General features: G+C 73.0%; 19 protein-coding genes and 1 pseudogene. 7 read left to right on the top strand and 13 right to left on the bottom strand.

Features of this window, described 5'->3' with window-relative positions:
- Window positions 1-26 precede the first annotated feature (26 nt).
- Both AMY39116_RS0315595 and AMY39116_RS0315600 read right to left on the bottom strand, forming a co-directional pair.
- A complete protein-coding gene (locus tag AMY39116_RS0315595) occupies window positions 27-257 on the bottom strand; it encodes a hypothetical protein (protein ID WP_027935951.1) in 231 nt (76 codons plus the stop codon).
- 25 nt (window positions 258-282) lie between these two features.
- Entirely contained in the window at window positions 283-714 is a 432-nt protein-coding gene (locus AMY39116_RS0315600) for a helix-turn-helix domain-containing protein (RefSeq protein ID WP_020418568.1), read from the bottom strand.
- Between the two features lie 72 nt (window positions 715-786).
- On the opposite strand from AMY39116_RS0315600, the gene AMY39116_RS42895 reads away from it, so the two are divergent.
- Window positions 787-1,977 carry an MFS transporter gene (locus AMY39116_RS42895; RefSeq protein ID WP_020418569.1) on the top strand — a complete coding sequence of 397 codons (1,191 nt, stop codon included), beginning with the start codon at window positions 787-789 and terminating at the stop codon, window positions 1,975-1,977.
- A 393-nt stretch (window positions 1,978-2,370) separates the two neighbouring features.
- On the opposite strand, the gene AMY39116_RS0315610 is transcribed toward AMY39116_RS42895, so the two are convergent.
- The 8 genes from AMY39116_RS0315610 to AMY39116_RS0315645 all read right to left on the bottom strand — a co-directional run bounded on the left by AMY39116_RS0315610 (window position 2,371) and on the right by AMY39116_RS0315645 (window position 10,764).
- A complete protein-coding gene (locus tag AMY39116_RS0315610; protein ID WP_235716138.1) occupies window positions 2,371-2,664 on the bottom strand; it encodes a hypothetical protein in 294 nt (97 codons plus the stop codon).
- 71 nt (window positions 2,665-2,735) lie between these two features.
- Window positions 2,736-3,107 carry a VOC family protein gene (locus AMY39116_RS0315615; RefSeq protein ID WP_020418571.1) on the bottom strand — a complete coding sequence of 124 codons (372 nt, stop codon included), beginning with the start codon at window positions 3,105-3,107 and terminating at the stop codon, window positions 2,736-2,738.
- Window positions 3,104-3,802 (bottom strand): ArsR family transcriptional regulator, encoded by a 699-nt coding sequence (locus AMY39116_RS47970; protein ID WP_020418572.1) that lies wholly within the window; start codon window positions 3,800-3,802, stop codon window positions 3,104-3,106. The genes AMY39116_RS0315615 and AMY39116_RS47970 overlap by 4 nt, the downstream gene beginning before the upstream one ends.
- Before the next feature lie 32 nt (window positions 3,803-3,834).
- The gene (locus tag AMY39116_RS0315625) at window positions 3,835-4,722 is read right to left on the bottom strand and encodes an alpha/beta fold hydrolase (RefSeq protein ID WP_020418573.1); all 888 of its coding nucleotides are present in this window, start codon (window positions 4,720-4,722) and stop codon (window positions 3,835-3,837) included.
- Window positions 4,715-5,899, bottom strand: coding sequence for a hypothetical protein (locus tag AMY39116_RS0315630; protein ID WP_020418574.1), 1,185 nt, complete (start codon window positions 5,897-5,899; stop codon window positions 4,715-4,717). Before AMY39116_RS0315630 ends, AMY39116_RS0315625 begins: the two co-directional genes overlap by 8 nt.
- Window positions 5,899-7,242 carry a Dyp-type peroxidase gene (locus tag AMY39116_RS0315635; protein WP_039791543.1) on the bottom strand — a complete coding sequence of 448 codons (1,344 nt, stop codon included), beginning with the start codon at window positions 7,240-7,242 and terminating at the stop codon, window positions 5,899-5,901. The genes AMY39116_RS0315630 and AMY39116_RS0315635 overlap by 1 nt, the downstream gene beginning before the upstream one ends.
- 10 nt (window positions 7,243-7,252) lie before the next feature.
- On the bottom strand, window positions 7,253-8,947 hold the full coding sequence (locus AMY39116_RS0315640; protein ID WP_020418576.1) for a hypothetical protein: 1,695 nt from the start codon (window positions 8,945-8,947) through the stop codon (window positions 7,253-7,255).
- Window positions 8,944-10,764 carry a peroxidase family protein gene (locus AMY39116_RS0315645; protein WP_027935953.1) on the bottom strand — a complete coding sequence of 607 codons (1,821 nt, stop codon included), beginning with the start codon at window positions 10,762-10,764 and terminating at the stop codon, window positions 8,944-8,946. The genes AMY39116_RS0315640 and AMY39116_RS0315645 overlap by 4 nt, the downstream gene beginning before the upstream one ends.
- A 256-nt stretch (window positions 10,765-11,020) precedes the next feature.
- Here AMY39116_RS0315645 and AMY39116_RS0315650 point away from each other — a divergent pair, with 256 nt between their 5' ends.
- A complete protein-coding gene (locus AMY39116_RS0315650; RefSeq protein WP_235716139.1) occupies window positions 11,021-12,274 on the top strand; it encodes a cytochrome P450 in 1,254 nt (417 codons plus the stop codon).
- Between the two features lie 122 nt (window positions 12,275-12,396).
- Here AMY39116_RS0315650 and AMY39116_RS0315655 read toward each other — a convergent pair whose 3' ends face one another.
- Window positions 12,397-13,947, bottom strand: a complete 1,551-nt coding sequence (locus AMY39116_RS0315655) for a DUF2235 domain-containing protein (protein ID WP_020418579.1) — start codon at window positions 13,945-13,947, stop codon at window positions 12,397-12,399.
- Window positions 13,948-14,102: 155 nt separating this feature from the next.
- Between AMY39116_RS0315655 and AMY39116_RS0315660 the strand changes: the two genes are divergently transcribed.
- Window positions 14,103-15,629: an Nramp family divalent metal transporter gene (locus tag AMY39116_RS0315660; RefSeq protein WP_020418580.1), complete on the top strand. Its 1,527-nt coding sequence runs from the start codon at window positions 14,103-14,105 to the stop codon at window positions 15,627-15,629.
- Here the strand turns inward: AMY39116_RS0315660 and AMY39116_RS0315665 are convergent.
- On the bottom strand, window positions 15,626-16,792 hold the full coding sequence (locus AMY39116_RS0315665) for a metallophosphoesterase (RefSeq protein ID WP_020418581.1): 1,167 nt from the start codon (window positions 16,790-16,792) through the stop codon (window positions 15,626-15,628). The genes AMY39116_RS0315660 and AMY39116_RS0315665 overlap by 4 nt on opposite strands.
- A 104-nt stretch (window positions 16,793-16,896) precedes the next feature.
- Between AMY39116_RS0315665 and AMY39116_RS0315670 the strand changes: the two genes are divergently transcribed.
- Genes AMY39116_RS0315670 through AMY39116_RS0315685 form a run of 4 tightly spaced genes read left to right on the top strand, consistent with a single transcriptional unit; the run spans window position 16,897 to window position 21,173 of the window.
- Window positions 16,897-18,312, top strand: coding sequence for an ABC transporter substrate-binding protein (locus AMY39116_RS0315670; RefSeq protein ID WP_020418582.1), 1,416 nt, complete (start codon window positions 16,897-16,899; stop codon window positions 18,310-18,312).
- A 5-nt stretch (window positions 18,313-18,317) separates the two neighbouring features.
- Window positions 18,318-19,355, top strand: coding sequence for an ABC transporter ATP-binding protein (locus AMY39116_RS0315675; RefSeq protein WP_020418583.1), 1,038 nt, complete (start codon window positions 18,318-18,320; stop codon window positions 19,353-19,355).
- Window position 19,356: 1 nt separating this feature from the next.
- Window positions 19,357-20,295 (top strand): carbohydrate ABC transporter permease, encoded by a 939-nt coding sequence (locus AMY39116_RS0315680; RefSeq protein ID WP_020418584.1) that lies wholly within the window; start codon window positions 19,357-19,359, stop codon window positions 20,293-20,295.
- Complete coding sequence (locus AMY39116_RS0315685) at window positions 20,292-21,173, top strand: carbohydrate ABC transporter permease (protein WP_020418585.1); 882 nt, start codon at window positions 20,292-20,294, stop codon at window positions 21,171-21,173. Before AMY39116_RS0315680 ends, AMY39116_RS0315685 begins: the two co-directional genes overlap by 4 nt.
- Here the strand turns inward: AMY39116_RS0315685 and AMY39116_RS0315690 are convergent.
- Window positions 21,174-22,048, bottom strand: a pseudogene (locus AMY39116_RS0315690) (hypothetical protein); the annotation flags it as partial.

Here is a 22,048-nt window from a genome sequence, read left to right on the forward strand (position 1 = left end):
TCCGTGGACGCGGGCAGCCCCGCCGGCTAGTCCGAAGGACCGCGCAGCGTCAGCACCACCCGGATCACGTGCTCGACGGCCGCGGCGAACATCGCGGCCCGCAGTTCGCCCCGTTCGGCCAAGTTGCGTGACGCGAACTCCAGCACGGCGTCCGGCCCCGCCTTGCGCACCACCAGCTCGGCGATCTCCTCCAGGTCGAGGTCCGGGTGGTCCAGCCGCGTCAGGGCGACCTCCACCAGCAGTTCCTCGTCCGTCACGCCCACCCGCCGCACGCTTCGCACACTACTTGCGCACCGACGTGGTGTCACTCGTCAGCGGCCGCCCGCCCGCGTCGGCGGGGACGAGCGGCGGCACGACCTCGCCGCGGTCGTCGACCAGCACCGAATGCCGTTCGCCGGTCTCGTAGGCGTGGCGCTCGCCCCACTGCCGGAGCGTGACGATCACCGGGAACAGGTCCTTGCCCGCCGGGGTTAGCGCGTACACCTTCCGCTTGCCGGACGGCGCCTCCACCTGGGTGATCAGGCCGTGCGCGGTGAGCTTGCGGAGCCTGTCGGTGAGGATGTTGCGCGCGATGCCGGTGCGCTGCTGGAAATCGGTGAACGAGCGGGCGCCGTCCATCGCGTCCCGGATGATCAGCAGGCTCCACCGGTCCCCGACCACGTCCGCCGCCCGCGCGACCGGGCACTCCGGGTCCGTCCACACGCCGTCCTCCATTGAGTTGCGTATTGAAACCATTCTGCCATACCCTCCAAAGAGTTGCAATTTGAAACCAAACTGGAGGCACGGGTGGGGCGCGGAACGAGACTGCTGCTGGCGGCGGTGTGCGGGGTGGCGGTCGCCGGGGTGTACGCAGGGCAACCGGTGCTGGGGCCGATGGGGCGGGACCTCGGCGTCGCCCGCGATTCGGTCGGCTGGCTCGTGGCCGCCGCGCAGCTGGGGTACCTCGCCGGACTGGTGCTGCTGGTGCCGCTGGGCGACATGCTCGACCGCAGGCGGCTGATCGCCACGCACCTGGGGCTGGTGGCCGCCGGACTGGCGGTCACCGCGACCGCGCCCGCCGCGTGGCTGGCGTTCGCCGGTCTCGTGCTGGCCGGCGCGTTCGCGGTGGTCGTGCAGACCGCGGTCGCGTTCGCCGCGTCGATCTCCCCGCCCGGCGAGCGCGGCCGGAACCTCGGCGTCGTCACCTCAGGCGTGGTGGTCGGCATCCTCGGCGCGCGGGTGGTCACCGGGAGCCTGGCCGAGCTGTGGGGCTGGCGGAGCAGCTACCTCGCCCTCGCGGTCCTCGCGGCGGCCCTGTGCGTGCTCAGCCTCGTCGCGCTGCCCGCGGACGTCCGGACCGGCGCGGAACCGTACGGGCGGGTGCTCCGGTCGCTGGGCGGGCTGTTCACGCGACCGGTGTTCCTCGGGCGCGGGCTGATCGCGTTCTTCCTCTTCGCCTCGTTCGGCACGTTGTGGAGCGGGCTGGCGCTGCCGCTGGCCGGCGAGCCGTGGCGGTTGAGCGAGGCGCAGATCGGGCTGTTCGGGATCGCCGGGCTGGCCGGTGCCCTGGGCGCCGCGCGATCCGGACGCTGGGCCGACGCCGGGCACGGCGCGCGGGTCAGCGGCGTCGCGCTCGCCCTCCTGCTCGGCTCGTGGGCCGCGATCGGGCAGCTCGGCTGGTCGCTGGTGCTGCTGATCGCGGGGGTGGTCGTGCTCGACTTCGCCGTCCAGGCCGTGCACGTCGGCAACCAGCACGTCCTCACGAGCGCCTTCCCCGACCGGACCAGCAGCGCCATCGGCGGCTACATGGTCTTCTACTCGCTCGGCTCCGCGCTCGGCGCCACCGCGACGACCGCCCTGTTCGACGCCGCGGGCTGGACGGGCTGCGCCCTGCTGGGCGCGGCGTTCGCCCTGGGCGCACTCGGCGCCTGGGCGGTCAGCGAACGCGGCCGTGCGCGCGTGCGTGCTGCCGTGGTCGTGCGCACTGTCCGCCGGTGACGATTCACCGGCCGCCGGTTCAAGCCGGGCCGGGCAGGCTGAGGAACGCGCGTCCTGACTCGCCGGGCGAGAAGTGGCAGGTGACGACGGTCGACATCTCCGCAGAGGCACTGGCTCGCACCCGGGTCCCCGGAGGTGCGGTGGGTGGAGGCGGACTTGTGCATGTGGGAGCCCGGCGCGCGGTTCGACGTGGTGACGACGCAGGTCCACCCGGCGATGCCGCAACTGGGCTGGCCACGGCGGCGGCGATCAGCGAGCGGTTGCGGGGCTGGGAGATCGCGACGGCCAAGGAGGTCCGGCGGCAGATGGGGCATGACGGTGTGTCTGGAGGACGTGGTGGAGCGCCACCCGCCGGTGACGCCGGCTCGGCGCGGTGAAGGACCGGCCGCCGGTTCAAGCCGGGCCGGGCAGGTCCTCGACGTGGACGACGTGCAGTTCCGTGGCGTCGCGGTGGCGTTTGGACCGTCCGTAGAGTCCGATCGTGACGTCGGACTCCGCGGGCGGCTCGCCGGGCGCCACGTGCGTCAGGACGTCCGGGCGGTACGACGTGACCAGCCAGCCGCCACCCTCGTCGAGGGTGATCACCCCGAAGTCCCCGGCCGCGCCACCGGCGCGGACCGGGCCGAACGTCCGCAGGAGCTCCGTCGCCTGGTGGGCGAGGTCGCCCTCGGGCTCGGTCAGGACCACGCACGTTCCGTGTTCGAACAGGACCCACGGGCGCGCGCCGGTCAGAACCGTGCGCCAGAGGCCGGCTCCGCTCATCGGGCCGCGGACTGGAACAGCTCGACCAGGTTGCCCGCCGGGTCGGTGAGCAGGATCTGCCGTCCGCCCGGGCCGGCAACCGGCTCGCCGACGAACGACACCCCCTCGGCGCGCAGGCGCTCGATCTCCGCGTCCAGTTCCGGGACCACCAGGTGGATGCGGTTCCCGCCACCGTCCATTCCGGACGGCGTGGCCCGCGCGCCGGAGCTCGCCGGGCCGGACAGCAGCAGCCGCAGGGGTCCGCGCACCACGTCGGCGAACGCGGGGGCCGCGCTGGTGTTCACCTCGAACCCCAGGTGCCCGGTGTAGAAGTCGACCGCGGCCTGGACGTCGTCGACCAGGTAGCGGACCGAGGCGTGTTCGGTCATCGCGCTGCTCCTCCGGTCAGGGCCGGCACCAGGTGCCGGACACGGACATCGATCTCCGCGGCCGTCGCGCGGAAACCCTCGTACCCCTCGGGCTCGGGAATGCTCCAGTGCGCCCGCCGCGCCCCCAGGTCCGGGCAGACCTCCCGCGCCTTGTCGCACAACGTGATCACGTGGTCGAACCGGCGCCGCGTCATCGTGCGGACGTCGCGGGGCCGCCCTGACACCGCCACGCCCAGCTCGCGCAACACCCGCACCGCCGACGGGTGCAAGCGCTCCGCCGGCCGCACCCCGGCGCTCGCCGCCCGCACGCGCCCCTCGGTGTGGTGCCGCAGCAGCGCCTCGGCCATCGGCGAGCGCACGCTGTTCCCGGTGCACACGAACAACACGGCGATCCCCCGCCGCACCGGCACCGCGCCCGGACCCAGCGACGGGTGCAGCGCGGCCCCCGCCTCCGCCAGCCCGTCGCCGCAACGGCGCAGGTCGAGGTGGTAGTAGCTGTCCCGGCCGTCGAACGTGCTGCGCGCCGCGGTCACCAGACCGCCCTCGCGCAGCAGCCGCAGGTGGTAGGACACCAGGTTCTGCGGCTCACCGGTCAGCGCGACCAGTTCGCGGACACGCAGGTCCCCGTCCGCGAGCAGGCCGAGCAGCTGCCACCGCAGCGGGTGAGCGGCGAGCCGGAGGAAATCCGGGACCATCTCCAGATGATGCATCAAACCGCCTTGATACATCAAGCCCGTTTGACGAGTACCGCCCGTTCGATCTCTGCCGCCAGCAACGACGGCGCCTCCAGGTCCACGAAGTGCCCGATGCCCTCCAGCGGCCGCCACTCCACGTCGCAGCCCGCGTCGCGGAAGCTGTCCCGCGCCACGGCCGACGGCAGCGCCTCGTCCTCCAGCCCCCACACCAGCGTCACCGGCACCGGGATCGGGCGGTCGTAGGTGGCGTACAGCCGCGCCCGGGACAGCGGGAACACCAGCGTCGCGAAGATCGCCCGGTAGTAGTCGATCGGCGGGCCCAGATCGGCCGCCGACCGGAACCGGCCGACCAGCTCGTCCACCAGCTCCCGGTCCATCCGGCCCCGCGAGCCCTCCCGCAGCGTGAACGACAGCCGCAGCCCGGCGCGGCCCAGCCGGGTCGTCAGCAGGAACTCCGGCGCGAACGGCACCTGGAACGGCAGCACCCACGGGATCCGCAGCGGCTGCAGCTCCCGGAACGTCAGCGCGGCCCGAACCAGCGTGCGCGGATGGGTGCAGTTCACCACGACCAGCTTGCTGATCACCGGGCCGAACCGGTGCGCGAAGATCCACCCCAGCGCGCCGCCCCAGTCGTGCGCCACCAGCGCGGGCCGGTCCAGCCCGAGCGCCTCGATGAGCAGCCGGACGTCGTCGGTGAGCGTGAACACGTCGTAGCCCCGCCGCGGCCGGTCGCTGCACGGGTAGCCGCGCAGGTCCGGCGCGTACACCCGCACGCCCTCCAGCGCGGCCATCGTCGGCCGCCACCCGGCCGCGCCCTCCGGGAACCCGTGCAGCAGCAGGACCGGCGGGGCGTCGCGCGGGCCGTCGGCCAGCACGTGGAAGTCCAGCCCGTTCGCGGCGACCCGCAGGTGCTCAACCACGGTCGTCCTCCGGGAAGAACCGCTGCCCGCCCGGTTCCACGTGCTTGACCGCGTTCATGTCCTGCCGCAGCCGGGACAGCTGCTGGTAGACCTCCCGCCGCGCCCGGTTCTGGCTGCCCAGCGGCCGGTGCTCGGCGATGGTGTGCCACGGGTTGATCGACAGGCTGTCCGCCCGCGCGCGCTGCTCCCCCGGGTCGAGTTCCTGCCGGTCCAGCACCAGCGTCGCGACCCGCACCGGCGGCGACAACCGCTCCGGCCACACGATCGAGGCGTCCTCGACCGGCATCCGCCGCGGCTCGGTCTGCACCTGCAGGCACAGGTCGAACCCGGCCTGGCGCTGCGCGAGCGTGGCCCGCAGCGCCTCGGACAGGTAGTCGTCGGACGGGTTCCACGGCGCCCGCCCGCGCGCGCCCCGCGGCACGAACCGGTACTGCATCGCCCGTCCCCGGCCGAGCAGGTACGCCGCGCAGCTCCAGTACGGCGTGTCCAGCGGGCTGCTGTGCGTGCGGGCGTAGAGCCCCTGCATCACCAGGTCGGCGAGGTGGCTGTCCCGCGGGTTCACGAAGTACCACAGCGGCGAGTCGTTCCCGATCTGCCGCTGCAGCTTCGCGTTCTCCACCACGTCCGGTGTGGTGAACGTGGGCGCGCTGATACCGGTGAGGTCCAGCGTGTGCCGCTCGTCGTCGAGCAGCTTCGGCCCCGGCACCCCGACGAGCTTGACACCGATGCTGAGCACCCCGTTGTCCTTCAGGTCGGGCGGGGCGAACGGCCCGGGACCGGCGAAGCGCACCCAGGCCGGGTAGGTCGCCGGGCGCGCGAACAGCCCGTGCCGCACCGGGAACGGCAGGCCGTCGTGGATCCGCAGCGAGCCGTGCACCACGCCGTAGGTCTTCGTGTTGCCTGCCCGCAGCGCATGCCCGTGCGCGTAGTGCCGGTGCAGGAACCGGCTCATCAGGTCGACGATCTCGTCGGTGGCGGCGGCCTCCCCGGGCAGCGGTGTCTCCTCGGCGGGCACCGACGAGCCGGGCACCCGGCCGCGGGCCAGCGCGGCCTGCACGAGCGCCTGCACCGGCGGCCGGACCACGGCGTCGAAGGCCGGCCGCACCCACGGGTCGACCCGCCGCTCCGCCGCGACCAGCCCGAGCACCGCGTCGTTGAGCAGTTTCAGCCAGTTCATCACGCCGCCAGGTACCGCAGTGCCGCCACGCCCGGCAGGAAGAAGTAGGCGCCGCCGCGGACCTGCACGAAGGACGGCAGCCCGCTGTGCCGCCGCCGCACCGGCGTGGCCTGCTCGGTGAACCGCGCGCCCCGCCCGTTCTTCGGCGCGACCAGCGGGTCGGCGTCGTCGTGCAGGCCGTTGAAGACCGGGCTGTTGATCCAGGTGTGCTGCACGAACTCGTACTGCCGGGCAAGGTTGGCGCTCAGGCACAGGAAGTGCAGCCCGCGTTCGTCCGGGCCGGAGCCGTCCGCGCCGGCGATGGTGTAGCTGCGGCCGCGGCGCAGCAGCCGGTGCCGGTTGTTGACCGCCACCGACCTCGGCGAGCCCGGGCCGGGGTCGAGCGAGTCGCGCGGGTTCGCGCGGCGCACGTGCGCGCCCAGCGGGCAGGACAGGCCGTGCGGATCCTCGGCGTGGTAGGCGAAGTCCTCTTCGGCGAGCGCGGGTTCGTCCCGCTCCGGGGCGAGGACGAGCGGCGCGCCGCTGGGCCACCGCCCCACCATCTTCGCCGCGAGCCGCCGGGCAGGCTGCTCGCCACCCGCCCGCTCGCGCAGGTGCGCCCAGAACCCGTCGACGTCCTGGCGCAACTGGCGGAACACCAGGTAGCTGCCGTCGCGGCCGAGGTCGGCGGCGCCGTCGGCGGTGCGCGGCAGCAGGCCGCGCGGGTCGGCGTCGGCGGGCAGCAGCGGCCGTTCGGTGAGCCGCCCGTAGGCGTTGCGGTAGCCCAGGACGAACTCGCCGAGCTCGACGTCGCCGGGCGCGGCCTCCTCCCCCAGGCCGGACAGCTTCGGCTGGGACAGGCCGTCGCGGAAGCCGAACGGCTCGGTCGGGGTGAGCGGGTCGGTGGGCAGCGCGACGGTCAGGGACAGTCCCTCGCTCTCCCGCTTGATCTGGGCCACCCGCCGCCGCAGCGCGGTCGCGGTCGCCGCGTACACCAGGACCAGCAGGTGCACCGGCGCGGTGGACGGCCCGCCCCACGCCCACCGCCGCGGGTCGGCGTCGCCGGAGTCGCCGAGCAGGCGGCTGCGGTGCTCGGTGGTCATGCCCTCGCCGAAGGGCGCCGAGAACGAGTCGACGACCTCCGCGGGGACGCCGAGCGCGCGCATCCCGGCGGCGGTGAGGGCCACGTTGACCGCGGCCTCGGCCGGCTTGGCCGCCGCCGTGGACACCTGGGCGGCCAGGTTCCGCAGCGTCGCGCGGGCCGCCCGCTCGCCGGTGACCGCGAACAGCAGGAACGTGGCGTGCCGCAGCCCGCCGTAGCCGCGGACGAGCAGGCCCTGGGTGTCGCTGAAGTCGAGGGTCATCGCCGCCACCTCACAGCAGGGCCAGCCAGGACCGCGCCGCTTCCGCGTCGAGGTCGCGGGTGAGGCCGTCCCGGAGTGCGGAGTTGTCGTCGATGTTGCGTGCCGACAGGTCGCCGTAGGCGGAGTACCAGACGGCGGGCAGCTGGTGGGCGCGCAGGTAGGCCTTGAAGGCCTGCTCGTCCCGCGCCCCGCCCCACAGCAGCCAGCGCGTGCGCGGGTAGCCGGCGCCGTTGCTGAACACCGCGTTGAGCCCGGCGGACAGCTTGTCGATGAAGTCGTCCATGTAGCTTTCCAGGCTGCCGTCGTAGTTGCTGGCGAAGACGAGCCTGCGGCCGCCGTCGAGGTAGACCCACCGGGCGAAGTGGATGGTCCGCACCCCGGCCAGGTTGTCGGTGGCGTAGACATGCCGGTTGAACCAGTCCAGTCCATAGAGGACGGTGCGCAGGGTGAAGTGCCGCACCGGCCCCGGTTTGACGTACCCGGTGGCGGTGAACGGGTTCTGCACCCGGGTGTCCTCCTGCTGCGTCAGCTCCGCGAGCCGTTCCCGGGACACGGTCGCGCGTTCGGGCTCGTCGCGCAGCTCCTTGAGGCGGATCAGCACGGCCAGCGCCGGGACGGCCGGCAGCAGCAGCGGCGCGACCGCGGGGACCGCGACCAGGTGCGCGGCCTCGCGCAGGCGGTGCCCCACCGCGGTGGGGGCCGCGGGCCGCAGCGCCCACGACAGGTCCGGCTGCTGCGCGACGAAGTCCCGGATCGCGCGGTGGACCGCCACTTCGCCGGTGCCGGTCCACTCCGGTTTCTCGTCGAGGAACTGCTCGATGCGTTCCCGCAGCCTGGCCTCGTCGCGGATCCGCGCCAGGCTCCGCCCGGTGCGGTGCACGTAGGTGGCGGCGGGCGGGATCTCGTGGTCGCGCAGCCACCGCACCCGGCCGCCCGCGGTGCGGGTTTCCGGGTACTCCTCGCACAGCCCGAGCAACGCGGACAGCGCGTCGCCGCGGGCGGCGGCGAGGTCGTGCAGGTGGGCCAGCACGGGCGTGTCCAGCTCGGCCATGTAGACCAGCGACTCGCGGCCGTCGCCGTCGGGCGGGAGGACGAACACCCGCGCGAAGTGCACCCCGGCCATGTCGCGGAACGGGCCGCCGTCGGAGTCGACGCCCTTGCGCAGCTCGTCGAGCAGCCCGGGCACGTCGCCCTCGTGGCCCTGCCGCAGCGGCGCGCGGATGGTGAGCGGAACCTGGTGCGGCGACGGGCGGGCCGCGCCCGCGGTGCCGGGCCTGCGCAGCAGGAACCACCCGACCCGGCGCCGCCACAACCACACCACGCCGAGGTAGAGGTCCTTGGCCACCAGCCGGATCTCGTCCCGCACCCCGCGGGCCACCAGCGAGGTCTTGGAGTAGTCGATGACGACGCACTCCCGGCCGTCCACCCAGCTGTGCCCGGGCGCGACGGCCGCCTTGATCGCCGACACGCCGGCCGGGCCGATCCGGTTCGCCAGGGTGCGGCCCGCCGGGTCGAACACTTTGCCGCGCCAGGCCACCGATCGGGCGAGGGCGGCGACCAGGCCGTTCACCGGCGTGCCCGGCGCGAGCACCGCGGTGCCGTCCATCGGGCCGTGCGGCACCTCGCCGGGCGGGCTGGCCCGGAACAGCCGGTCCAGCTCGTCGTGGGTCGCGCGCAGGAGCGCGGCCTCGTCCACGACGGTCATGTCCGCACCTCCCACGCGGCGAACGCGTTGTCCACCGTCGCGAGCACCGGCCGCAGACCCGGGTAGTGCCGGGTGAGGACGGTGGCCATCGAGTTGTCCCGGATCCACGCGAGTCCAGCGTCGGAGTAGACCTGCGGCGTGTAGTACTCGGTGAAGAACCGGTCGCTGTTGAGCCGCCGCGAGGCCATCAGGACGAAGATGCGGAACGCCGTGTCGCTGAACGCGAAGCCCTCCGGGCGGCGCTCGGCGAACATGCCGACCGTGAGGTCGACCTGCTCGATGTCGTCGTCGTAGGCGCGGCGGATCTCCTCGGCCCACTCCGGGTCGGCGGTCAGGTCGCGGAAGTCGCGCGCCGGCGGCAGGTGCAGCAGGCGGCGGAACTCGTTGTACCGCGGCACGCCGAGCTCCCGCGAGCGCAGGATGTCGGTGGCCGCCAGGTCCTGCAGGTGCCCGTCCGGGCGCTGGAACTGCTGCAGGTGCTTGGGGAAGTTGTGCAGCGTGACCAGGCCCGGCGGCAGGGTGCCGAAGGAGTACAGCAGGTCGGTCATGCCGATGCTGTTGAGCACCTTGAGCGCGTTGGCGCCGGAGATGTCGGGGAACTCGCAGTCCAGGATCGTGGCGTCGTCCCCGGCCGAGCGCAGGCTCCAGGTGTCGCGCACCAGCGGGTGCATCCGGTACACCGCGACGAACTCCTCGGTCAGCGCGAACGGCACCCCGTAGTGGTCGGTCGCGCCGCCCGGGATCCCGCTGACCACCTCGCTGCCGCTGATGCGGCCGAACAGCCGGTGCACCCGCTCCCCCGCCAGGCCGAACCAGTTGGCCCGCAACGCGGCCTTCGTGGTCGGGTGGCTGATCACCGCGGGCGTCCACTCCACGGTGTGGATCTTCGCCAGCAGCGCCGAGGTGACCAGGCGGGCGCGCTGGAACAGCTCCTCGTCCGGCCACGACGGGTACTCGGCGTGCAGCCGGTCGCAGATCGCGTTGTGCTCCAACGTGAACAGCGTGCGCAGCATCTCGGTGCCGAGCCAGAAGCCGGGGACCAGCGCGGGGTCGCGGGACGGGTCGTCGGGAATCGGCAGCAGGCCGTTGTCGAGCACCCGCAGCTTGCCCTGCTCGCCGCTGCGCAGCCAGCCCTGCTCCTCGCCGGTGACGCCGTAGATCTGCGAGCCGTCCCACCAGTGGGTGAGCACGTTGACGCGGGTCTGGGGCATCGAGGCGCCCGGCGGGCGGGTCGGGTCGTCGGGCGTGCGCATGATGCGCATGGGCTTGTCCGGCCAGGTGTCGTCGTCGGCCAGCGGCACCACCCACGGGTTCTCCTTCGGGCTGGTGCCGTGGCTGAACCAGTCGCGGATCATGAACTGCAGCCACGCGGCCACCAGCGAGTTCACCGACGTGGCAGGCACGAACGTGGTGCGGGTCAGCAGTTTCCGGCTGATCTCGCGCGGGCTCGGCTTCAGCACCGCGTCCTCGGTGGCCGGGGTGATCTCGTCGAGCGGGATGTTGCGGCCGAACCGCGCGCCGGCCATGCCCATCGCGGGCTCGGTCAGGTCGTTGTGGCTGCCGTCGACGGACCGGCTCACCAGGTGATCGGGTGTGAGCGGCGGCACCGGCGGCGTGCCCATCGCCGGCAGGCGGCTCGTGTCGTGCAGGTTCTCCTGGCGCAGCCTGGTGCGCAGGCCGATCAGGTCGAGCAGGCCGAGCGGGACCGGCAGCCGGTCCCAGCCCACCACCCGGTCGACCATTCCGGTGATCATGGTGAAGGCCCGCCAGGGCAGGCTGGTGCGATATGTCCGGGTGGTGTTTTCTTGATCGGCCATCGCGGGTTCCCCCGTATTCGTCGGTTGCGCGAATGGACGTGCGAAGATCGGCGCCTTGCCTGCCAGCGTGCGTCGCGAAACGCCCAGCGTGGCACCGGATCACGCGCTCTGTCCAGTACCCGGATGGCCCAAGTGCGCGGGGCCGCTGCGAGAATTTCACCAACACCGGCGGCCGGGCGATCGCACATTTCCCGGGTAGCCTGAAAAAGGCCGGAATCGAATCTCCGCGGAATTGTCGTCGCCGGAGGTGGAAATGATGTCCACGACCACCGTCCCCGCCCGCGCCGCAGTTCCCCGCGCGGCCCTGCCCGACGCGCTGGTGGTCGGCGCGCTGGTGCTGGCGCCGAACCTGGCGCAGGGGCTGTTCGCGCGCAGGCCCGCCGTGGTCCGGGCGGCGGCGGCCGCCGGGGTGGACGGCGCGGCGGTGCGGCAGCTGTCGGCGATGGCCAGCCGGAGCACGCGGCCGGTGCGCGTCGGCGGGACCGTGCTACTGCTCGACCCGCGCGACGCCGACCGGGTGCTCGAGGGGCCGGTCGACGTCTACGCGGGCGATCCGGATCCGAAACGCCTTGGCATGGCGCACTTCCAGCCCGGCGCGGTGACGATTTCGCGCGGCGAGGCGTGGCGGGAGCGGCGCCGGTTCACCGACGCGGTGCTCGCGTCGGCGCCCGCCCTCGCGCCGCGCGTGGCGGAGTGCGTGGCGGAGGAGATCGCCCGGCTGCCCGCGCGGACCGGGTGGCGGCCGTGGAACCGGGCGTTCCAGCGGATCGCGCGCCGGATCGTGCTGGGCGACGAGGCCGCCGGCGACGACGCGCTGTCGGTGACGCTGGAGCGGATGATGGCCGAGGCGAACCGGTTGCCGCGCCGGCCGTCCCGGCGCCTGCCGGCCTTCCGCGCGAGCGTCGAGGGCCACCTGGAACGGGCCGAGCCGGGCAGTCTGGCCGCGGCGATCGCCGACACGCCAGCCGGTCCGGACACCGAGCCGTGCGCGCAGGTGACGCACTGGCTGTTCGCGCTCGGCGACACCCTGGCAGCCAACGCGCTGCGGGCGCTCGCGGTGCTCGGCCAGCGCCCGGCGGACGCCGAACGAGCCCTGGCGGAGGCGGACCACGCGGCGGCGTGCCTGCAGGAGACGATGCGGCTGTGGCCGACCACGCCGATGCTGTCCAGGGAGACGCGCGCGGAGGTGGTGTGGGACGACGGGACGGTCCTGCCTGCCGGGACGCGGATCCTGGTGGTGAACACGTTCTTCCACCGCGCCCCGGCGCACGTGCCGGACGCGGACGCCTTCGTGCCGGAGCGGTGGCTGGAGGGCACGCCGGCGGGGGTGAACCACTTCAGCCGCGGCCCCCAACGCTGCGCCGGAGCAGACCTGGCCGTGCTCACCGGCCGCGAAGCGCTCCGGGCGGCGTTGATGCGGACCCTGACCATCCGCACCCCGCGGCTACCCGCCGAGCCGCCGATGCCGTACGCGCTCGACCACTTCCGCATCGAAGCCGTCCTCGCCTAGCGCCGGGTCACCGTCAGCCGGCCCGGGGGCGGTGGTTCGACAGCCCGCCCCCGGGGTGAACCAGTTCAGCCGCGGCCCCCAGCGCCGCCCGCCGCGACCGGCTCGCCGCTCGGACCGAGAAACTACAGCCGCGTCACCGTCAGGCGCACCGCGCCGGAGTTGCGGCCGTAGAAGCCCCACGCGTCGTTGGCGAAGGCGTAGAAGTACCCGGGCTCGGTGACCTCGTGGGCGGTGCCCGCGCCGATCGCGATCCGTTCGTGCTCCGGGTCCGCTCCGCTGCGGTCGCTGTCGTTGGCGACGTAGCCGACGAGGAACAGCCACGGCAGGTCCACCTCGCGCGGCGCCAGCGGGGCGTGCGCGCCGCTGGCGCCGCGCACGAGCCGGTACAGCCCGACCGCCTCGCCGACCGCGGTGCCCGCGAGCCGACGCAGGCTCAGCCCCCGCAGCAGCGGGGTCCCGCGCGGCCCGCACCAGTCCACCCCGTCCGACCACTGCCCCGCCGCGGCGAAGGTGTACCGGCCGGGCTCCAGGTAGAGCCCGGTGTCGGTCCACAGCTCCTCCGCCGCGACCTCGACCGTCGCCTGCTGGCCGCTGCCCAGGATGCGCGTCCGCCGGTACGGGCCGCCGGTGATCGGCTGCGCCTGCTGCCGTTCGAGCGCCGACGGGTCCAGCGCCCCGCCCGGGCCGCCGGGCACGACGGGGGGCACCGCCCGCGGCCGGTGGTGCAGGCCGACCTCCAGCAGCGGCTGCAGCAGCGGGTCCACCAGCGGCGGCGCGACCCCGAACACGCCGCGGTCGTCGTCGTGCAGCACGCCGCCCGGGTCCGGCGCGAGGCGAGCCAGCGCGGGCGGGTGGAAGGCGATGCCCGCGCACTTGGCCGCCTCGTCGGTCATCCACTGCAGCGAGATGTCGCTCAGCCCGGTCTCCCGGTGCCCGCCGCCGACGTCCATGTGGCTGCCGGGGAACCAGCGTTCCGCCATGTCGGTGCTGCCGTTGGGCGTCCACCGCGTCGGTGTGAAGGGCCGTCGCCACTCGTCCAGCGCCAGCGCGTGCCGCGCGTACGGGATGTGCGGGTTCAGCTCGACGTCGTGGAACCGGTAGCGCGAGCCCGGGGTCAGTTCGCTGAGCCCGGCGAAGTAGCCGGGCACGCCGAGCGCGCCCACGGTGTCCCACACGCCGATGAAGTCGATCGGGATGTCCGCGGCCCGCTCCGGGTCGAAGTGGAACCGCAGGCCGGCGCGCCAGGTGTCGCCGGGCGAGCGGGTGCGGTAGTGCCGGTAGGCGCGGGCGGCCAGCAGCCCGCTGGTGCGCGAGTCGACCTCGCCCAGGTCGAGCAGGCCCGACTCCTTCACCAGCCCGGCCAGGCTGCGGGCGGTGAAGGCGCCGCGGCTGAACCCGAACAACGCGATCTGGTCGCCGGGGCGGTAGGTGGTGCACAGCCACAGGTAGGCGGACACGATGTCCTTCGGCAGACCGGCGCCGATCGCGCCCGCGGCGAGCCTGCTCAGCAGCCCGCCCCGCGTGCCGACCCCGCGCCGGTAGCTCGACAACTGCTCGCGGCCGCTGCTGTCGGCGGCGGCGAGCGCGTTGTGCAGGCGGCGCACGTTGGTGACCGCGTCCAGTTCGGGGTCGCACCAGGTGCCGTCGCAGCACACGATCAGCCTTCGGGACATGACCGTCCTCCCCGTCGAGGGCCTCCGCAGCGGTATAGCCAACCGCGGCCTCGGCCGCCTAGAGCAGAAGGTCACGATCTGCGCGCGGACCCTTGACCAGGCGCGCGCCGAGGTGCTTACTGCCCGGAAAGTCCGTATCGGGCTCGGAGGTGGTCATGGTCGGCGCATCCGGAAGGCCGGTACCCCCGGCCGCGGTCGGTGAGCACCAGATCGGCGTCAGCAGGCCCCCGCTCGCGGTGGACGACCTGCCGGAGCCGGAGGAGGTGTTCCGGGTCCGCCGGCTGGGGCCGGCGCAGGTCGTCCAGTTCGTGATCGGGCCGAGCCTGATCGCGCTGGGCATTTCCGTCGGCAGCGGCGAGTGGCTGCTGGGGCCGCAGGCGGTGGGCACGTTCGGGTTCGTCGGGGTCGGCTGGGTCATCACGGTCTCCGCGCTGCTGCAGACCTTCTACAACGTCGAGGTCTCCCGCTACGTGGTGGCCACCGGCGAGGTGCCGATCGTCGGGTTCGGGCGGGTGCCGCCGGGCGCGAAGCTGTGGATCCCGTTCTCCTTGCTGGTGCTGTACTTCGCGTTCATCTTCGGCGGCTGGGCGGCCGGCGCGGGCCAGGGGCTGTTCGCGCTCATCGCGGGCCGCCCGCACCGCTCCGGCGAACTGGAGTACGTCCGCCTGCTCGGCATCGGGCTGCTGCTGGTGGTCTTCCTGATCACGGTGCTGGCGCGCAAGATCTCCCGCAGCCTGGAGCTCGCGAACTGGCTGATGGTCGGCGCGATCATCGTCATCCTGCTGGTCGTGACGCTGGCGATCGTGCCGGGATCGGTGTGGTGGGACGGGATCCGCGGCCTCGTCACGCCCGCCGCGCCGCCGGAGGGCATCACCGCGACCCAGCTGGGCGGGCTGGCCGGGTTCACCGCGCTGGCGTCCGGGCTGAACTGGTACGTGATGAACCACTACCGCGACAAGGGTTACGGCATGGGCTACCGCGTCGGGTTCATCGCGGGCCTGCGCGGGGAACGCAGCCAGCTCCGGCACGTCGGCGTCACCTTCCCCGACGACGCGGCGAACACGAGCCGCTGGCGGCGGTGGTACCGGCTGCTGCTGGTGGACCAGTGGGCGGTGTTCTTCGTCGGCGCGATGATCGGCATGCTGCTGCCGACGGTGCTGATGTCGCACATCGTGGCGACCAGCGGGCAGCGGCCGACGACGGCGAACGTCCCGACGTTCACCGCGACGCAGCTCGGCGCCGAGTACGGGACGTGGATGTTCTACCTGATGCTCGTCGTCGGCGTGCTGATCCTGTTCTCCACGCAGCTGGGCATCTTCGAAGCGCTGGTGCGCAACTTCACCGACGCCACGCACGCGTCGAGCCCGCGCATCCGCCGCCTGATCGAGGGCGACCCGCGCCGCTTCTACTTCCCGTTCATGCTGCTCGTGCTGGCGGTGATCGCCGGCGCGATGCACCTGGCGCTGCCGACGGACCTGGTCCAGACCTCGGCGAACATGTCGAACCTGGGCGCGCTGATCTTCCCGTTCGCGTTGATGTACCTCAACTCGCGGCTGCCGAAGGCGGCGCGGCCCCGGCCGTGGCACTACGTGATCCTGGTGCTGAACTTCCTGTTCTTCGGGTTCTTCTTCGTCAACTTCGTGTACGAGCTGTTCACCGGAGGCGCCCTGGTCAAGTTCTAGCGCGACGCCAGGCGGACCACCGTGATGTCGGGCGGGGCGCCGACCCGCACCGGTGGTCCCCACGCCCCGGCGCCGCGGGTGACGTAGAGCTGCGTGCCGCCGTGGCGGGTCAGCCCGGCCAGGGTGTGCTGGATGCCGGACACCACCAGGTGCCCCGGCCAGAACTGACCGCCGTGCGTGTGGCCGGACAGCTGGAGGTCCACCCCGTGCGCCACCGCCTCGCCGATCAGGATCGGCTGGTGCGCCAGCAACAGCGTGGTCCGCGCGGGATCCCGGCCGCCGAGCGCCTTCGCGAAATCCGGGCCCTCGCCCTCGTCTGCGCTCACGTCGTTGACGCCGGCCAGGTCGAACCCGGGCAGCTCGACGCGCTCGTTGGCCAGCAGCCGCATGCCGAGGTTCCGCACGTGGTCCACCCACTGCCCGGCGCCGGAGATGTATTCGTGGTTGCCGGTCACGAAGAAGGTGCCGTGCCGCGAGCGCAGCCCGGCCAGCGGCGCCACCGCGGGCGCGAGGTCCTCCACGTCGCCGTCGACCAGGTCGCCCACGACGGCCACCAGGTCCGGCGCGGTCGCGTTGATCGTGTCCACCACGTGCTGCGCGAACCCACGGCCCAGCAGCGGGCCGACGTGGATGTCGCTGACCACCGCGATGCGGAACCCGTCCGCGCCCGGCGGCAGTTTCGCCAGCGGCACGGTCACGTCCAGCACGCGGGGCCCGCTGAACAGGCTGTGCACGCCGTAGCCGACGGTGCCCGCCACCGCGGCGACGGTCGCGCCGCCCACGACGCGTGACACGAACACCCGCCGCGTCACCGCCGTCTCCTCCGGCACCGGCCCGGTGTCGCGGCGGGCGAGCCGGCGGCGCAGCAGCGGGCGTACCACCTCGCCGGCCAGCAGGGCCAGCAGCAGGTAGACGCACACCGCCATCCAGAGGAACCCGGGCCACGACACCACCTGGACCAGCCAGTACGGCGCGTCGGCGAACTCGCTCAGCGGCGCGGCCACCGTGAGCACCGGCCCGGCCACGAGCGTCCCGGTCGCGACCCGCCGCCACCCCGAGCCACGCGGCAGGGCGTCGCGGACCAGGCGGCGCCAGGCCCACCAGTGGAACGCGGCCACCGCCGCCAGCGCGACGACGAGCACCACGGCGATGATCACGACCACGCGGCTCGCATCCCAGATCGGTCACGGAGTGTGTTCCGGATCACATTACCGCTACACTATCTGGCTACGCTTCCCGAGCCACCCCCACGGGGAGGAGTCGACAAATGAACGACTTCTTCGGTTCACGGCACACCAGGCGGGACGTGCTGCGCGCGGCGGCAGCCCTCACGCTGGGGTCGGCGGCGCTCGGCGCCTGCGCCTCGGAGGAGGACACCGGCGGTGTGGGCACCGCGCCGGGGCAGGCGCCGCAGGAGGTCTTCACCGAACCCACGGCGAGGCTCTCCGGCGATCTGCGGATCCTGCTGTGGAGCCACTTCGTGCCCAGCCACGACGAGTGGTTCGACCGGTTCGCGCGCGACTGGGGCTCCCGCGTCGGCGTCAACGTCACGGTCGACCACATCGACCAGGCCCAGGTCCCGACCCGCATCGCGGCCGAGATCCAGGCCCGCCAGGGGCACGACCTGATCCAGTACATCGCGACGCTGTCCCAGTTCGAGCCGAGCGTGCTGGACATGAGGGACCTGGTCGCCGAGGCGAACCGGCGCTGGGGCCAGCAGCTGCCGCTGTGCGAGAAGTCCAGCCGCAACCCGGCGACCGGGAAGTTCTACGCCTACTCCCCCGGCTGGGTGCCCGACCCCGGCAACTACCGCCGCTCGCTGTGGGAGCCGGTCGGGATGCCCAACGGTCCGTCCACCTGGGACGAGCTGCTCACCGGGGCCGCGGAGATCAAGCGCAGCAAGGGCGTCCCGCTCGGCCTGGGCATGTCGCAGGAGATCGACTCCAACATGGTGCTGCGGGCCCTGATGTGGTCCTACGGCGCCTCGGTGCAGGACGAGAACGAGCGCGTGGTGATCAACTCGCCGGAGACGATCGCGGCCATCGAGTACATGACGCGGCTCTACCAGCAGGCGATGACGCCCGAGGTGTTCTCCTGGAACGCGGCCAGCAACAACCAGGGCCTGGTCGCGGGCAAGCTGTCCTACATCGTCAACTCGATCTCGGCGTGGCGCACCGCGGCGACCTCCAACCCGGACGTCGCCGACGACACCTTCTTCGTCCCGGCGCTGCGCGGGCCGCAGGCGGCGCTGGCCGCGCAGCACGTGCTCTACAACTGGATCGTCCCGCAGCACGCGACCGGCGCCGACGCGGCGAAGGAGTTCCTGCTGCACTACACCGCCAACTTCAAGGCGGCTACCTACGCGTCCAAGCTGTACGACTTCTGCGCGTGGTCCGGCCTCACGCCGGAGCTGCCCGGCTGGCTCGCCGCCGACCCGTTCGGCTCGAAACCGCCGGACAAGCTGAAGCTGCTGGCCGACGCGATCCCGTGGAGCGCCAACATCGGGCACCCCGGCCCGGCGAGCACCGCGATCGGCGAGGTGTTCAGCACGTTCGTGGTGCCCAACATGTTCGCCAGGGCGGCACGCGGCGAGATGACGCCGCAGCAGTCGGTGGCCGAGGCCGAGAACCAGGTCAACGCCATCTTCGCGAAGTGGCGCGCGGCCGGGCTCGTCGGCGGCTGAGTGCCATGGCGGTCGTCGAGGTCCGGGAACTGGTCAAGGAGTTCGACGGCGGGCGGGTGCACGCCATCGACGGGGTGAGCCTGGCCGCCGCGGCCGGCGAGTACCTGGTGCTGCTCGGCCCCTCCGGCTGCGGCAAGACGACGCTGCTGCGCACCATCGCCGGCCTGGAGCAGCCGACCAGCGGGGACGTGCTGATCGGCGGTCACGTGGTGACCGGGCTGCCGCCGCGGGCGCGGCAGATCGCGATGGTGTTCCAGAGCTACGCGCTCTACCCGCACAAGACGGTGCTGGCCAACATCGTCTTCCCGCTGCGCGCGGCCGGCATGGAGCGCGACGAGCGGGAACGCAAGGCGCGCTGGGCGGCCGGCCTGCTGGGCATCGAGCAGCTGCTGGACCGCAAGCCGCGGCAGCTGTCCGGCGGCGAGCGGCAGCGGGTCGCGCTGGCCCGCGCGATGGTGCGCGACCCACAGGTGTTCCTGCTCGACGAGCCGCTGTCCAACCTGGACGCCAAGCTGCGGGCCAGCGCCCGGGACGAGCTGAAGCGCTTCCAGCAGGACCTGGGCACCACCACGATCTACGTGACCCACGACCAGGCCGAGGCGATGGGCCTCGGCGACCGGATCGCGGTGCTCAACGCGGGCCGGGTGTGCCAGGCGGGCCCGCCGGTGGAGGTCTACGACGACCCGGCCGACACGTTCGTCGCGACGTTCATCGGCTCGCCGCCGATGAACCTCATCCCGCACGACGGCAGGCTCGTCGGGTTCCGCCCGGAGCACCTGCTGCCCGCGGAGGTGGTCAGCGGCGAGCGGGTCACGGTGCCGCTGGAGGTCGACCGGATGGAGTACCTCTCCGGCGACCGGCACGTGTACGGCACGGTGTCCCGGATCGGCGAGCGCACCCGCGTCGTCGCCCGGCTGCCGGCCACTGTGGACACCCCCATCACGCCCGGGGAGACGCACTCCTTCGCCGTGCCCGCGCGGCGGTTGCGGTTCTTCGACTCCGCGACGGGGCAGCGGGCGGCCCCGGTGCGGCTGGACGGCTGACATGGCGACCACCGCGGACACCGCCACCCGGCCGGGGGTGACCACCGCGCGCCGCCGGATGGCCGACCGGGACGGCGTGCTGGCGTGGGCGTTCCTGGTGCCCAGCATCCTCTACATCGTCGCGCTGATCGGCGTGCCGTTCGTGCTCGCCATCGCGTTCGCGTTCTCCGACGTGAGCGCGGGCGACCCGTCGTTCGACTGGGTCGGGCTGCGCAACTTCGAGGCCGTGCTGGACGACCCGGTGTTCTGGCGGTCGCTGCGCAACACGTTCCTGTTCACGGCCGTGTCGATGGTGCTGATCGTGCTGCTGGGCAAGGTGCTGGCCAACATCCTGGTCGCCGACTTCCGCGGCAAGTGGGTGGTGCGGTTCCTCGTCCTGCTGCCGTGGACCACGCCGGTCGCGCTGTCGTCGATCTCGTGGCTGTGGCTGCTGGACTCGATCTACTCGCCGATCGACTGGGTGCTGCGGCAGTTCGGCGCGCTCGGCCCGGCGGAGAACGCGTACTGGCTCGGCCGGCCGGGCCTGGCGATGGGGTCGCTGATCGCGGTGCACGTGTGGCGGCTGGTGCCGCTGGCCGCGGTGATCATGATGGCCGGGCTGATGTCGATCCCGAAGGACATCGACGAGGCGGCCCGCGTCGACGGGGCCGGGTACTGGCGGCGGATGTTCGAGATCACGGTGCCGCTGGTGCTGCCGGTGGCCGCGATCGCCGCGTTGTTCGGCGCGATCTTCACGTTCACCGACATGGCCGTGGTCCGGGTGCTCACCCGCGGCGGGCCGAACGACGCCACGCAGGTGCTCGCGAGCTGGGCGTTCTACCGCGGCATCGACGGCGGCGACGTGGCCCAGGGCGCGGTCATCGCGTTGTTCCTGTTCCCGCTGCTGCTCGCCGCCGCCGTGCTCATCCTGCGCGCGGTGCGCCGGATCGAGGTGCGATGACCACCATCGAGGAGGCTTCCCGGCAGCGGCGCCGCTACGCGCGGCGGCACACCTCGGCGCGGATCGGGCTGTACGTCGCGGCGATCCTGGCGGCCCTGATCTGCGCGGCGCCGTTCCTGTGGAGCCTGATCACCGCGTTCAAGCAGAACCGGGACCTGTACAACCCGGTGAACAACCCGTTCCTGTTCAACCGGCCGCCGACGCCCGACCACGTCACCTACCTGTTCACCGACACCGCGTTCGGCACGTTCGTGGTCAACACCCTGCTGGTCGGGGTGCTGGTCGTGCTGATCACGCTCGCGTTCGGGCTGCCAGCCGCGTACGCGCTGGCGCGGCTGGACCGCCCGTGGTCCGGGCCGATGGCGATCGGGATCTTCCTCGTCTACCTGGTGCCGCCGAGCCTGTTGTTCCTGGCGCTGTCGCGGATGGTGGTGGCGGTCGGGCTGCAGGACTCGACGTGGTCGCTGGTGCTGGTCTACCCGACCATCACGATCCCGGTGTCGACCTGGTTGCTCATGGGGTTCCTCAAGACGATCCCGAAGGACATCGAGGAACAGGCGATGGTCGACGGGTACAGCCGGGTGGGCGCGTTCCTGCGCGCGGTGGTGCCGCTGGCGTTCCCCGGGATCGTCGCGGTCGTGGTGTTCGCGTTCACCCTGACCGCGAGCGAGTTCATCTACGCGCTGGCGTTCGTCGCGCCGACGGGCCAGATGCCGGTCAGCACCGGAGTGCCGACCCAGCTCATCCGGGGCGACGTGTTCTTCTGGCAGTCGCTGCAGGCCGCGACGGTGCTCGTGGCGGTGCCCATCGCGTTCGTCTTCAACTGGTTCCTGGACCGCTTCGTCGCCGGGTTCACCATGGGCGCGGTCAAGGAGTGATCAGCTCATCGTGCCGAGGATCTGCTCGTTCCACCAGTAGTAGAGGTGCTCCAGCTGCTCCGGGGTGACGGCGTCCGGCGAGGACAGGTTGCCGACGATCAGCGTGCGCGTGTCGACCCACCAGAGCTGACCGGCGCCCTGGGTGGTGAAGCAGGTGAGGAACTCACCGTCGAGTGGGCCGCCGGTGTCGCGGTAGTAGAGGCCGTAGATGTTGGAGCGGCTCAACGGGTCGCAGCCGCCGTGCCCGTCGTCGCGGCGCAGCTGGAACGTGGTGACGAGCTGCTGGAAGAAGGCGTCCTGCGCGGCGCGGTCGGCGAAGGAGTGGAAGTAGGCCTCCGCGGGCGGGCCCCAGCGCGGGTTCCAGGTGTTGGACTCGGTGCACATCACCGTGGCGAGCGCGCCCTCCTGGCGGTATTCCGCGCCGGTGCGGCAGCTGGCGTTGCCGCGGTAGGCGGTGGGGATCGCGGCGAGCAGGGCGGTCTCCGGGTCGGCGGCGGTGCTGGTCGCGGTCGTGGGTTCGCTGCTCGATGTGGTGGGCTCGGTGGTGGGTTGGCTGGTTGTGGGCTGGGTCATGGTGGTGCCCGCGCCTGCCTGGCCGCCACCGCCGCGGTTGAGCAGCACGACGGTGACCACGGCCGCGATCACCAGGACCGCCGCGACCGCGGTGATCCACACCGCGCGGTGCGGGGGTCCGGTGTGGACGGATGCGCCCGCTCGTGGTGACGGGTGCGCGCCGGGCGTGCTCCACGCGGCCTGCGTCGTACCGGCGGGCGGTGTTCCCAGCGGCGGCCGGCCGGCGGGCGGTGTCCTGGCAGGCAGTGCGCCGACGGGCGCTGTCCCGGCAGGCGGTGTCCCGGCGGGCAGCGCTCCGGCGG

The sequence above is a fragment of the Amycolatopsis sp. ATCC 39116 genome (assembly GCF_000231075.2).
GTDB classification, from domain to species: Bacteria; Actinomycetota; Actinomycetes; order Mycobacteriales; family Pseudonocardiaceae; genus Amycolatopsis_E; species Amycolatopsis_E tucumanensis.

Excerpts from the sequence above, each read along its gene's own strand:
- AMY39116_RS0315600 (WP_020418568.1), bottom strand. The coding sequence starts at position 714 with ATGGAGGACGGCGTGTGGACGGACCCGGAGTGCCCGGTCGCGCGGGCG.
- AMY39116_RS0315615 (WP_020418571.1), bottom strand. The coding sequence starts at position 3,107 with ATGACCGAACACGCCTCGGTCCGCTACCTGGTCGACGACGTCCAGGCC.
- AMY39116_RS47970 (WP_020418572.1), bottom strand. The coding sequence starts at position 3,802 with ATGGTCCCGGATTTCCTCCGGCTCGCCGCTCACCCGCTGCGGTGGCAG.
- AMY39116_RS0315630 (WP_020418574.1), bottom strand. The coding sequence starts at position 5,899 with ATGAACTGGCTGAAACTGCTCAACGACGCGGTGCTCGGGCTGGTCGCG.
- AMY39116_RS0315635 (WP_039791543.1), bottom strand. The coding sequence starts at position 7,242 with ATGACCCTCGACTTCAGCGACACCCAGGGCCTGCTCGTCCGCGGCTAC.
- AMY39116_RS0315640 (WP_020418576.1), bottom strand. The coding sequence starts at position 8,947 with ATGACCGTCGTGGACGAGGCCGCGCTCCTGCGCGCGACCCACGACGAG.
- AMY39116_RS0315645 (WP_027935953.1), bottom strand. The coding sequence starts at position 10,764 with ATGGCCGATCAAGAAAACACCACCCGGACATATCGCACCAGCCTGCCC.
- AMY39116_RS0315650 (WP_235716139.1), top strand. The coding sequence starts at position 11,021 with ATGTCCACGACCACCGTCCCCGCCCGCGCCGCAGTTCCCCGCGCGGCC.
- AMY39116_RS0315655 (WP_020418579.1), bottom strand. The coding sequence starts at position 13,947 with ATGTCCCGAAGGCTGATCGTGTGCTGCGACGGCACCTGGTGCGACCCC.
- AMY39116_RS0315660 (WP_020418580.1), top strand. The coding sequence starts at position 14,103 with ATGGTCGGCGCATCCGGAAGGCCGGTACCCCCGGCCGCGGTCGGTGAG.
- AMY39116_RS0315670 (WP_020418582.1), top strand. The coding sequence starts at position 16,897 with ATGAACGACTTCTTCGGTTCACGGCACACCAGGCGGGACGTGCTGCGC.
- AMY39116_RS0315675 (WP_020418583.1), top strand. The coding sequence starts at position 18,318 with ATGGCGGTCGTCGAGGTCCGGGAACTGGTCAAGGAGTTCGACGGCGGG.
- AMY39116_RS0315680 (WP_020418584.1), top strand. The coding sequence starts at position 19,357 with ATGGCGACCACCGCGGACACCGCCACCCGGCCGGGGGTGACCACCGCG.
- AMY39116_RS0315685 (WP_020418585.1), top strand. The coding sequence starts at position 20,292 with ATGACCACCATCGAGGAGGCTTCCCGGCAGCGGCGCCGCTACGCGCGG.